At 70.0% G+C, this 10,997-nt stretch carries 11 protein-coding genes and 1 pseudogene; 7 read left to right on the top strand and 5 right to left on the bottom strand.

Going from position 1 to position 10,997, the window contains the following annotated elements:
* Positions 1 to 102: 102 nt before the first annotated feature.
* The gene (locus tag P2Q00_RS50345; RefSeq protein ID WP_232654759.1) at positions 103 to 318 is read right to left on the bottom strand and encodes a DUF4177 domain-containing protein; all 216 of its coding nucleotides are present in this window, start codon (positions 316 to 318) and stop codon (positions 103 to 105) included.
* A 370-nt stretch (positions 319 to 688) separates the two neighbouring features.
* Here P2Q00_RS50345 and P2Q00_RS50340 point away from each other — a divergent pair, with 370 nt between their 5' ends.
* Positions 689 to 895 carry a GNAT family N-acetyltransferase gene (locus P2Q00_RS50340; RefSeq protein ID WP_275781818.1) on the top strand — a complete coding sequence of 69 codons (207 nt, stop codon included), beginning with the start codon at positions 689 to 691 and terminating at the stop codon, positions 893 to 895.
* A gap of 84 nt (positions 896 to 979) precedes the next feature.
* Here P2Q00_RS50340 and P2Q00_RS50335 read toward each other — a convergent pair whose 3' ends face one another.
* From P2Q00_RS50335 to P2Q00_RS50325, 3 genes are all read right to left on the bottom strand, one after another.
* Positions 980 to 1,162 (bottom strand): YbdD/YjiX family protein, encoded by a 183-nt coding sequence (locus tag P2Q00_RS50335; protein WP_275781821.1) that lies wholly within the window; start codon positions 1,160 to 1,162, stop codon positions 980 to 982.
* Positions 1,163 to 1,164: 2 nt separating this feature from the next.
* Entirely contained in the window at positions 1,165 to 3,327 is a 2,163-nt protein-coding gene (locus tag P2Q00_RS50330) for a carbon starvation CstA family protein (RefSeq protein WP_275781817.1), read from the bottom strand.
* Positions 3,328 to 3,427: 100 nt separating this feature from the next.
* Positions 3,428 to 3,649: a DUF3311 domain-containing protein gene (locus P2Q00_RS50325; RefSeq protein WP_275781816.1), complete on the bottom strand. Its 222-nt coding sequence runs from the start codon at positions 3,647 to 3,649 to the stop codon at positions 3,428 to 3,430.
* Between the two features lie 164 nt (positions 3,650 to 3,813).
* On the opposite strand from P2Q00_RS50325, the gene P2Q00_RS50320 reads away from it, so the two are divergent.
* The 4 genes from P2Q00_RS50320 (at position 3,814) to P2Q00_RS50305 (ending at position 8,618) form a co-directional block, all read left to right on the top strand.
* Positions 3,814 to 5,376, top strand: coding sequence for a sodium:solute symporter family protein (locus P2Q00_RS50320; RefSeq protein WP_275781814.1), 1,563 nt, complete (start codon positions 3,814 to 3,816; stop codon positions 5,374 to 5,376).
* Positions 5,373 to 6,002, top strand: coding sequence for a sigma-70 family RNA polymerase sigma factor (locus tag P2Q00_RS50315; RefSeq protein ID WP_425579490.1), 630 nt, complete (start codon positions 5,373 to 5,375; stop codon positions 6,000 to 6,002). Before P2Q00_RS50320 ends, P2Q00_RS50315 begins: the two co-directional genes overlap by 4 nt.
* Positions 5,999 to 6,289: a hypothetical protein gene (locus P2Q00_RS50310; protein ID WP_275781813.1), complete on the top strand. Its 291-nt coding sequence runs from the start codon at positions 5,999 to 6,001 to the stop codon at positions 6,287 to 6,289. Before P2Q00_RS50315 ends, P2Q00_RS50310 begins: the two co-directional genes overlap by 4 nt.
* A 181-nt stretch (positions 6,290 to 6,470) precedes the next feature.
* Complete coding sequence (locus P2Q00_RS50305) at positions 6,471 to 8,618, top strand: MMPL family transporter (RefSeq protein WP_275781811.1); 2,148 nt, start codon at positions 6,471 to 6,473, stop codon at positions 8,616 to 8,618.
* Between the two features lie 54 nt (positions 8,619 to 8,672).
* Here P2Q00_RS50305 and P2Q00_RS50300 read toward each other — a convergent pair whose 3' ends face one another.
* Positions 8,673 to 9,182: a hypothetical protein gene (locus tag P2Q00_RS50300; RefSeq protein WP_275781809.1), complete on the bottom strand. Its 510-nt coding sequence runs from the start codon at positions 9,180 to 9,182 to the stop codon at positions 8,673 to 8,675.
* A 356-nt stretch (positions 9,183 to 9,538) separates the two neighbouring features.
* Here P2Q00_RS50300 and P2Q00_RS50295 point away from each other — a divergent pair, with 356 nt between their 5' ends.
* Both P2Q00_RS50295 and P2Q00_RS50290 read left to right on the top strand, forming a co-directional pair.
* The gene (locus P2Q00_RS50295; protein ID WP_275781807.1) at positions 9,539 to 10,528 is read left to right on the top strand and encodes an aldo/keto reductase; all 990 of its coding nucleotides are present in this window, start codon (positions 9,539 to 9,541) and stop codon (positions 10,526 to 10,528) included.
* Between the two features lie 390 nt (positions 10,529 to 10,918).
* Positions 10,919 to 10,997: pseudogene (locus tag P2Q00_RS50290) on the top strand (IS5/IS1182 family transposase); the annotation flags it as partial.

Raw genomic sequence — 10,997 nt, 5'->3', positions numbered from 1 at the left:
CTGCCCGCCGCCCTGGCCGCGCTGCACCGCACCGACCCCGGCCTCCATGTCGTCAGCCGGGAAGGCACCCCCCCGACGCTGTGAGCAGTGGTACGGCCGACGCTAGGCGCGGGGCCGTTCGAAAGTGAGGAGCAGACCCTCGACAGATCCGGGGCCGATGCGCCCCTTGACGTCGGCGGAGGTGATCGCCTTGAGGCCCCAGCCGTCCTCGGCATGCTTGTTGAGGACCTTCTCCAGCTTGTCGCTGTCCAGCGCGTCACCGATCAGCGACTCCCTGAAGGTGACGACCTTGTACTCGTAGGTGTAGCCGTTGCTCATGGCTGCGGTGCCCTCCGGTGTGTTGTTGCACTGACCGGGGCCAGCCAATCATGCTGCGATGCCGGCCACACTCGCGGGAGGACCTGGCCGGGGTGCCGGTGTCGGCGGATCGGCGATCGTGACTGTGCCCGGCGACAGCGCCGTTGTGATTGTCCGTGATGCACTGCGGGGCCTTCCGGTGGAGGCTGTTGTGGATGCAGCGTCGGTCCGCCAGATGCTGCCCGTGATCAGGGTGCTCGGTCCGGCGGTGTTGTTGTACCCGTCACCGGAACGCTTCCGTCCAGCGCACCCTGGCGCGTTGACTATGGGACAACTGCCCGTCGGCCACCGGGAGTTGACGGGCCTGTAAGACCCGGCAGGGCACGTCAGCTTGCTGCCCGCGCCGCCCGCGCGGGGGCGAGGACTTGCGCGGGCGACCGGCTGCGCAACGGTCGCGCACGCGCTCGCTGCCGGGCTGTTGCCGCGATGGCGTGCCCGGCGACCGGCCTCCCGACGCGTTGCGGCCGTGCTGGGCTTTGAAGAACTGGGCTCACAGCTCAGCATCGAGATCGCCCGGCACGCCCGCCGTGGATCGTGATCTCGTGACCCGCCACGCGCGCGAGGCGGGTGCAGCGTCACGCATGGACGCGCACCCGCCCCGTGGCGGTCGTTGCCGAATGCCTCAGCAGCAGCGGCTGTGCGGGTGCTCCTCCCGGTGCAGAGCGCGGAGCACCTGATATTCGCGGCGGGTGGGGACCGGAGCGAGCGGGTGGTGGCGCCGGTGCCGCTCGCAGTAGCGGTCGTACTCCGCTTCCCCGGTCAGCTCACGCAGATACCAGCGCACGGTCCGCGCCCAGCCCCGCATGTTCACGAGCCGGCCCCCACCAGCGGCTCGTCCGCCTGCGCGGGCAGGTCGATACGGGATTCGACGTACGGTGCCTCGGTCGTCGGCAGTGGCCGCGGCGACCGTACGGCCCGTACGCACACCACCGCCGCGTTGGCGATGACCACGGCGACCAGCAGCAGGAACAGCGTGATGAGGACGCCGTCCACGGTGGAGTTGGTGACCACGGTGTGCATGTCTCTGACGCTCTTGGCGGGCGGCAGGACCTGGCCGGCGTCGATGGCGTCGGCGTACCGTGCCCGCTGGGCGAAGAATCCGACCTTGGGGTCGCCGGAGAAGATCTTCTGCCAGCCGGCGGTGAAGGTGACCGTGACCACCCAGGCCAGGGGGACGGCGGTGACCCAGGCCCAGCGCAGCCGCCCGGACTTGATCAGGACCGTGGTGCACACGGTGAGGGCGATGGCGGCGAGGAGCTGGTTGGCGATGCCGAAGAGCGGGAAGAGCTGGTTGATTCCGCCGAGCGGGTCGGTGGCGCCGGTGTAGAGGAAGTAGCCCCAGGCGGCCACCACCAGGCCGCTGCACAACCAGATGCCCGGCTTCCAGTTGACCCGGCCGACCGGCCTCCACACATTGCCGAGCATGTCCTGGAGCATGAAGCGACCCACCCGGGTGCCCGCGTCGACCGTGGTCAGGATGAACAGGGCCTCGAACATGATCGCGAAGTGATACCAGAAGGCCTTCAGCGCCGTGCCGCCGAAGACGCCGGAGAAGATCTCCGACATGCCGACGGCGAGGGTCGGTGCACCGCCGGACCGGGCGATCAGGCTCTGCTCCTCGACGGCCTTGGCCGCGTGGGCCAGCTGGTCGGGGGTGATGGTGAAGCCGAGGCCCGCCACCGCGTGCGAGGCGGACTCGGCCGTCGTGCCCAGCAGGCCGGCCGGTGCGTTCATCGCGTAGTACAGACCCGGCTCCAGGGTCGCCGCGGCGATCAGCGCCATGATTGCCACGAAGGACTCCATCAGCATCGCGCCGTAACCGATCATCCGGACCTGGGACTCCTTCTGGATCAGCTTCGGAGTCGTGCCCGAGGAGACCAGGGCGTGGAAGCCGGAGAGGGCGCCGCACGCGATGGTGATGAAGAGGAAGGGGAACAGCGACCCGGCGAACACGGGCCCGGCGCCGGACGAGGCGAACTTGCTGACCGCGTCGGCCCGCAGCACCGGCGCGGCGACCACGACGCCGACCGCGAGCAGCGCGATGGTGCCGATCTTCATGAAGGTGGACAGATAGTCGCGCGGCGCGAGCAGCATCCACACCGGCAGGACGGAGGCGACGAAGCCGTATCCGACCAGACAGAACACGAGCGTCGTCGGACTGAGGGTGAAGACGTCGGCGAGCGAGGAACTCTGGATCCAGCTGCCGCCCGCGATGGCGAGCAGCAGCAGCGCCACCCCGATGAGACTGGCCTCGACCACCCGGCCCGGCCGGATGCGATGCATCCACACGCCCATGAACAGAGCGATCGGGATGGTCATCGCCACGGAGAAGGTGCCCCACGGAGAGTGGGCGAGCGCGTTGACGACCACCAGTGCCAGCACACCCAGCAGGATGATCATGATGGTGAACACGGCGACCAGGGCTGCTGCTCCGCCCGCCCGGCCGATCTCGTCACGGGCCATCTGCCCGAGAGACCTGCCGTCGCGCCGCATGGACAGGAAGAGGACCACCATGTCCTGCACCGCCCCGGCGAAGATCACCCCGGCCACGATCCACAACGTCCCGGGCAGATACCCCATCTGCGCCGCGAGTACCGGCCCCACCAGCGGTCCGGCACCGGCGATCGCGGCGAAGTGGTGGCCCAGCAGCACCCGGCGGTCGGTGGGCTGGAAGTCGACGCCGTCCTCCAGGCGTTCGGCCGGAGTGGCCCGGCGGTCGTCCGGCTGCAGGACGCGGCGGGCGATGAAGCGCGAGTAGAAGCGGTAGGCAATGGCATACGACCCGAGCGCGGCGACGACGAGCCACACTGCGGAGATCTTCTCGCCCCGGGCGAGGGCGAGAACGCCCCAGGCGACCGCGCCGAGCAGCGAGACGGTGGTCCAGAGCAGGACCGACCGTGGGGACATCCGGGACCGGCCCGGACGCCGCGGCGCCGGAAGACCGGATTCGGGCATGGCTGATGTGGGCATGGCGGCTCCTCACCTCAAGGGAGATCAAGCGAGATCAAGGGAGATCGCTGGCGATCAAGGGAGATCAAGTGCGATCGAGTGGCAGAACGGGTGCCACGGATCAGGGACCGTGACGTCCGTGCCTGGTCAGCGCGTATGCGGCAAGCAGGCACAGGCCGCACCCCGGCACCCAGGCGAGCTGGTACCAGTAGAAGAACGGCGTCCCGGCCAGCCGCGGGCCCGCACCCGCGTACCAGGGCACCCACAGCAGGCCTGCGGCGGGCGCGAGGAGCAGTACGGCGATCGCGACGCGCCGTAGCCGGGGATGACCGGTCCGTGCCATGACCTGCGCTCCTCTCCCGATCGCTGTGGGTCTGTGCAAGAGTTGCGCTCCCGCCGGGACCGGTTGACAGCGAATTTCCAGGAAATTTCCCGCCGGTTCCGTGTCCTCCGGACGGGCCGCCCGCGCAACTCTCCCGCGAGGGCACACACCAAGGACGGTGACCCATGGCGGACAGTGCCATGACCGCGACGTTTCTCGCCGTGACCGGCGGAGCGTCGCTGCTTGCCGTCACCGCACGGCGCCTGCACCCCACCGACCGGCTGCCGTCCCTGGAGGGCTGGGCGCTGGCCGACCGGAGCCTCGGCCCCGTGTGGACGTGGCTGCTGCTGGGCGGCACGATCTTCACCGCGTACACCTTCACGGCCGTACCGGGACTCGCCTACGGCAACGGGGCGCCCGCCTTCTTCGCCGTGCCGTACACGGTGATCGTCTGCCCGCTCGCCTTCGTGCTGCTGAGCCGCCTGTGGACCGTGGCCCGCCGGCACGGCTACGTCACCGCCGCCGACTTCGTGCGCGGCCGGTACGGATCCCCGCCGCTGGCACTGGTGGTCGCGCTGACCGGAATCCTCGCCACGATGCCGTACCTGGCACTCCAACTGCTCGGCATACGGGCGGTGTTGACGGCCGGGGGAGTGTACCCGCAGGGAGTGGCCGGTGACCTGGTGATGGTGGCGCTGTTCGCGGGACTCGCGGTGGCCACCTACCGGCACGGCCTGCGGGCACCCACGGTCATCTCGGCGCTCAAGGCCGGCGCGGTCTTCGTCTCGGTCACCGCCGTGTGCTGGCTGGTCCTGGGGCGGCTCGGCGGGCCCGGCGCGGTCTTCGACGGCGCCGCGCGACGGCTCGGCGGCACGGACGCCGCCCACTCTGCCCTGCTGCTGACGCCGGGGCAACAGCCCGCCTACGCCACGCTCGCGCTGGGCTCCGCGCTGGCCCTGCTGATGTATCCACACGTGCTGACCGCCGGTTTCGCCGCCGACGGTCCGCGCACCCTGCGCAAGGTGTCCGTGGCGTTGCCCGCCTGGACAGGGCTGCTCGCCCTGTTCGGCTTCCTCGGCCTCGCCGCCCTCGCGGCGGGAGTACGGGCACCCAAGGGAGGCGCCGAAGCCGCCGTACCGATGCTCGTCGACCGGTTGATGCCGGCGCCGCTGGCCGGGCTGGTGTTCGCGGCGATCACCGTGGGGGCGCTGGTACCGGCCGCCGTGATGTCGATCGCGGCCGCGACCAGCTTCGTACGCAACGTATACGTCGAGTACGTCAACCCGACGGCCACCCCCAAGCGGCAGGTGCGCATCGCCCGGGCGGTGTCGCTCACCGCGAAGGCGGGCGCGGTCGCCTTCGTCTTCGGGCTGCGCGACCAGGACGCGATCAACCTCCAACTGCTCGGCGGGGTCTGGATCCTGCAGATCTTCCCCGCGGTGGCGATCGGCCTGTTCACCGGCCGCCTGCATCCGCGAGCGCTGCTGGCCGGATGGGCCGTGGGCATGGCGGCCGGCACCTACCTGGTGGTGCGGGAGGGGTTCTCGTCCGTCGTGCCGTTCGGCTTCGGCGACCGGCCGCCGCAGGTCTACGCCGGGCTCGCGGCGCTGCTGCTCAACCTGGTCGTCGCCGTGGCCGGCACCGCGGTCCTCGAACGCCTCGGCGCCCCGCGCGGCGCCGACGCCACCCACCTACCGTCCCGCCTGACCGTCAGGCGGCGCCCCGAGACGGGAGCGAACAACCCGTGAGACGCAGACAGCAGCCGCGCGTGACGGTGCCGCAGGCCATGGCGGCCGCGGTCACCGAACCACGCATCCCGCAGCCCATGGCCGCACCGCCCGGCGACCCCGAGGCCCTGTCGCCCGCGGTGCGCGATCCGGCCGACCTGGAGCGCGAGGCGGCCCTGGCACGTCTCTTCGAACTGCATTACGCGTCGATGCTGCGCCTGGCCGTGCTGCTCGGCGCCGACGATCCCGAGAACGTGGTCGCCGAGGCCTACTACCAGATCTACCGCAAGTGGCGCCGGCTGCGGGAACCCGGGGCGGCGGAGGCCTATCTGCGCTCCACGGTGTGCAATCTGACCCGGATGCGGATACGCCACCTGCAGGTCGCCCGGAAGCACGTCGAAGCTCCGCCGAGCGAACTGGTCGCCTCCGCGGAGAGCACCGCCCTGCTCCACGACGACCAACGCGCCCTGATCGACGCCCTGCAGCAACTGCCCGCGCGGCAGCGTGAGGCACTCGTACTGCGCCACTGGCTCGGTCTGAAGGAGAGCGAGATAGCCGCCGCGATGGGCATCTCCTGCGGTTCGGTCAAGACACACACCGCGCGCGGCATCGCCGCGCTGAGCCAGGTGATGGAGGCCCGGCGATGAACGACACCTCACCGGACCGCACCGAACAGGAGCTGCGCGAGGCTTTGGAGGCACTGGCCGGCGGTGTGCGGGCCGCGCCCGACGCCTACCGCACGGCCCGCGGCGACTGGCTGCGCCGCGAGCGCCGCCGCCGCCTCGTGCTGGCCGCCCTGATCGCGGTGGTCTTCACCCTCGCCACACTGATCGGCCTGTGGGTCCTCAACCAGACACCGACCCACCCCGGCGTGATCTTCTCCGGCGCGGGCCGCCCCACTGTCCCGGGCGGGGGGTCGGCCGGCCGGAGCTGAGGGCAGGCGACCGCCCCGGACACGTACACACAGTCCCTTTCATCCGACTCATCCGTCTCGTCCGAAGCCTCAGGCCGACACGGAGACCGGATCGGATCAAAGTTCGTGCATCTACCTGATAGTGAAGGAAGAAGGCATAGCGCTAAACTCCCGCAACCTACGACGTGGGGAAGGTCCGGGCATGCGACGGTGGGCCGAGTTCGTTCTGCGGCACCGCAAGGCGGTTGTGGCGTTCTGGGGCCTGGTCCTCGTCGCCGGTATCGCGCTGGCAGGCCGGACCACGGACCGGCTGACGATCGACTTCTCCCTGCCGGGCCAGCCCGGCACCGTGACGGCTCACCGCATCGAGCACGCCTTCGGCAGCGGCGGCGACACCAATCCCTATCTGGTCACGGTCACACTCCCGGCAGGGCAGACCGTCACCGGTCACGAAACGGACGTCGGGCGGGCGTTCACGGCAGTCGGCACCGCGGTCCCGGGTGTGCGGGTGATCGACGAGGCGAACACCGGTGACAAGGCGTTCCGGACGAAGGACGACCGCACGGCCTATGCCCTGGTATTCTACCGGTTCAACCCGTCACCCCACCAGAAGCTGCTGACCGATCCGATCCGAGTGGCAGCCCAGAAGGCCGTGCCCGCGGGCGTTGCGATCGGGGTGACGGGTGAGGACACGCTGGCCTCCGGCGGCGACAACGGCGGCGGACCGGGCGTGCTCGGTGAGACCCTCCTCGGCGCCGTCGGCGCTCTGGCCGTACTGGCTTTCGTGTTCGCCTCCTTCCTGGCCCTGCTGCCGCTGTTGGTGGCCGCAGTGTCGATCCTGGCGACCTTCGTGATGCTGCTGCCGCTCACCTATGCCACCGATGTGTCGTTCATCGTGCAATTCCTGGTCGCCCTCATCGGTCTGGGCGTGGCGATCGACTACTCGCTGCTGTTCGTCACCCGCTGGCGGGAGGAGCGCGACCACGGCCGGGACAACCACGACGCGGTCGTCGTCGCCATGGAACGCGCCGGCCACGCGGTGGTGTTCAGCGGCGTCACCGTGGCGATCGGTCTGCTGGCGCTGGTCGTCCTGCCGGTCCCGTTCATGCGGAGCATGGGATACGGCGGAGCTCTGATCCCGCTGGCAAGCGTGCTGACGACGCTCACCCTCACCCCGGCGATCCTGGGCGGCATCGGGCCGAAGGTCGACTGGCCGAAGATCCGCCACGAGGACAGGGCCAGCCGCTTCTGGAGCCGGTGGACCGCCGCCGTCGTACGACGCCGCTGGATCGCGGCCGCCACCGCGCTGGCCGCACTCTTCGCGCTGGTGGGAGTCTTCCTCGGCATCAAGATCGGCCTCGCCTCCTCCGAATCCCTGGCCAAGAGCGGCCCGGCCTACGAGAGCCTGCAGACCCTGGAGCGCGGCGGCGTGCCGACCGGCGCGCTGACCCCCATGGAGGTCCTGGTCCGCACCGACCAGGCCCGCACGACTGCCGCCCAGTTGGCCAGGATCGACGGTGTGAGCAGCGTGCTCGTGCCTTCCGGGCCGGCCGGCAACCGTGGCGGACAGAGCATTGTCGTCGTCATCCCCGACCACGAGACCGTGAACTCGAAGAGCGTGGGCGTGGTCAAACGCGTCAAGAACGCCACGGGTCAGCTTCCCGGTGTCATCGGCGTCGCCGGCATCGGCGCGGCGCAGATCGACTTCATGCACGCCGTCTACGGCAACTTCCCGCTGATGCTCACGATCATCGCGCTGCTGACGTACGTCCTGCTCGTCCGCGCCTTCCGCTCCCTGCTGCTGCCGCTCAAGGCGGTGGTGCTGAACCTGATCTCACTCGCGGCGACGCTCGGCCTGATGGTGATCTTCTGGCAGGACGGTCACGGCTCCAACGCGGTCTTCGGCATCGCGGCCACCGGGGCGATCACCTTCTGGATCCCGCTCATGGTCTTCGCGTTCCTCTTCGGACTGTCCATGGACTACGAGGTGTTCATCCTCTCCCGCATCCGGGAGGAGTACGACACCGGCCGCTCCACCGACGCCGCCGTGATCGAGGGCATCGGCCGCACCGGCCGACTGGTGACCAGCGCCGCGCTGATCCTCTTCCTCGCGTTCGCCGCGCTCGCCTCCGGCCCCGGCACCGACCTCAAAACCCTGGCGACGGGCCTCGGCATCGGCATCCTCCTGGACGCAACCATCGTGCGGATGCTGCTGGTTCCGTCGCTCGTCTCGCTGTTCGGCCCGTGGAACTGGCATCTGCCCGGCTGGGCGGCCCGCCTGCTGCGGGTGGCACCGTCGTATCCGCACCCGGAGCCGGCGAAGTCGGGGCCGGGGCAGCCCGCGGGCTGAACCCCTGTGGGGCAGACGGCCGCCGTGCGCCTCATGCCCCGCGCCTCGGCTCCCTCAGTCGTCCAGGTCGAGGGGCTGCTCGTCACTGCCGGCCATGGTCTTGGCGGAGGGCCACTGCGCCAAGGAGATCATGCCCATCACCCGGTGGATCAAGTAGCAGGCCAGAGGGAGTTCGGCGAACAGCGCCAGTGCCGCCGACAGCCAGATCTCCGATGTGCCGAGGGCGAGCGACACATCGAACCATGCGTCGCAGATCAGCAGCACCGCGGTGGCGAGAGCCGACCCGATGACGGCACGGTGGCGCAGCCAGCCGAAGATCGCGGTGGACGCCATCGCGACCACGAGCAGAACGTCGAACCCCACCCACGTCATGCGCCAATGACGGACCTGATACCCGGACGGCAGTGTCACCCCCAGGATGACGGTCCAGGGGACGAGACCGACAGCGCAGACGGTCAGTAGTTCCAGGGTGTGCCGCCGGTGCCGACGTACCCGCTCGAGCAGGGCGCCGTCCGGAGTCGGCGCCGGGGCACTCGTGCAATTGCCGGCTTGTATGTCGCTCACGTCGCCCGCTTTCGGTCTCGTCTGTTCCTCGGTGACACCGGTCGAGGCTGCTGCGCAGGCGTCCGGTGATGATCGAGCAGCACTGCCAGGTTAGTGCCCGCCCCGGTGCTGTCCGGCGTCGGCAGGGGGCTGGTGGTCAGCAGAGCGACCTGTTCGAGCCGTCAGCCTGCCGGAACGGTCGGCTTGCGCTTGAGTGCGCTCCAGGGCGTAGCGTCGCAGACATCGTGGCGCACGGGGCTCCCGTCCGCCGGTGTACCGCACGGGATGCCGGGGGGCGGAATCCGACACCGGTCGGATGAGGGGCCCGGTGCCGCCCGAACGATGAACGAGTACGCAGGAAAGGCATGGGACACGGCATGCAAAAGCGCAGTCTGCGGGACCTCCAGGTATCGGCCATCGGCCTTGGGTGCATGGGCATGTCCGCCTTCTACGGATCCACCGACCAGGACGAGGGGATCGCGACCATCCGGCGCGCCCTCGACCTGGGCATGAACTTCCTCGACACCGCGCAGATGTACGGGCCGCTCACCAACGAGTCGCTCGTCGGCGAGGCGATCCGGGGGCATCGCGACGAGTATGTGATCGCGACGAAGTTCAACTACCGGATGGACAACGCCGTACCCGGCGACATCAGCACGGTCGGCCCGCAGGACGGTTCGGCCGAACACGTCAAGAGCTCGGTCCACGGCTCTCTGCAACGTCTGGGCACCGATCACATCGACCTGTACTACCAGCACCGCATCGACCCGAACGTGCCCGTCGAGGAGACGGTCGGCGCGCTGGGCGAACTGGTCGCCGAGGGCAAGGTGCGCCACATCGGGCTGAGCGAGGCGAGCGCGGACACCATCCGGCGCGCCCACGCCGTGCACCCGGTCACCGCCGTGCAGAGCGAGTACTCGCTGTGGTCGCGGGACGTGGAGGCCGAGGTGCTGCCCGCCTGCCGGGAGCTCGGCATCGGCTTCGTGCCGTACTCGCCGCTCGGCCGCGGCTTCCTCGCCGGGCGGTTCACCTCGCCGGACGAACTGGACGCGAACGACTGGCGCCGCCAGAACCCGCGCTTCAAGGACACCAACCTGGAGGCGAACCTGCGGCTGGCGGCCAAGGTGAAGGAGATCGCCGCCGAGAAGGACGTGACCCCGGCCCAGCTGGCCATCGCCTGGGTACTGGCCCAGGGCGAGGACCTGGTGCCGATCCCGGGCACCAAGCGCCGCACCTATCTGGAGCAGAACGCAGCGGCGGTCGACATCGCACTGACCAAGGACGACCTGGCCCGCATCGACGCGGAGCTGCCCGAGGCGGCGGGCGAGCGGTATGACGAGGCGGGGATGCGAGCCGTCAACCGCTGACCAGAGTGTTTGGTCCGTTGATTCGTGTGGGGTCCGGGTCTGCAGGACCTGAGGTCGATCATCGCGAGGCTTCCCTGCAGTTCGAGCCGGTGCTGGAGGCAATCCGGTACCCCGGCTCGGCCCGGGACGGCCGCGCAAGCGCCCGGACCGGGTGCGGGCCGTGCCGGTTCTGGCGGCGGACGGCCACCGAGGCCCGACGTAACCACATCCGCGCACGCCCACGCGGTCGCATGCGGATCAACGCCCTCAAGCGCCACCGCGCGGTGCCCCACCCGCTCCGACAAATCGGCCGTCCTCTAGGGGGCCACCGTGTTGGTCGCGGTCTTGAAGGAATGGCTGTGACTAGAGGTTGTCCCGTAACTGGTGGGGCGGTTGGTGCGTTGACTGGGCATGGGTGGGGTGATCTCAGCGGATGATCCGAAGTGGATCGAGCCGTTCTCCGGGTTGACCGAGTCGCAGTTCGCCAGGC

It is taken from the genome of Streptomyces coacervatus (assembly GCF_029223485.1).
GTDB lineage: Bacteria > Actinomycetota > Actinomycetes > Streptomycetales > Streptomycetaceae > Streptomyces > Streptomyces coacervatus.
The sequence above is the reverse complement of the archived record's forward strand: the minus strand, read 5'-3'. Positions and strand labels throughout refer to the sequence as shown.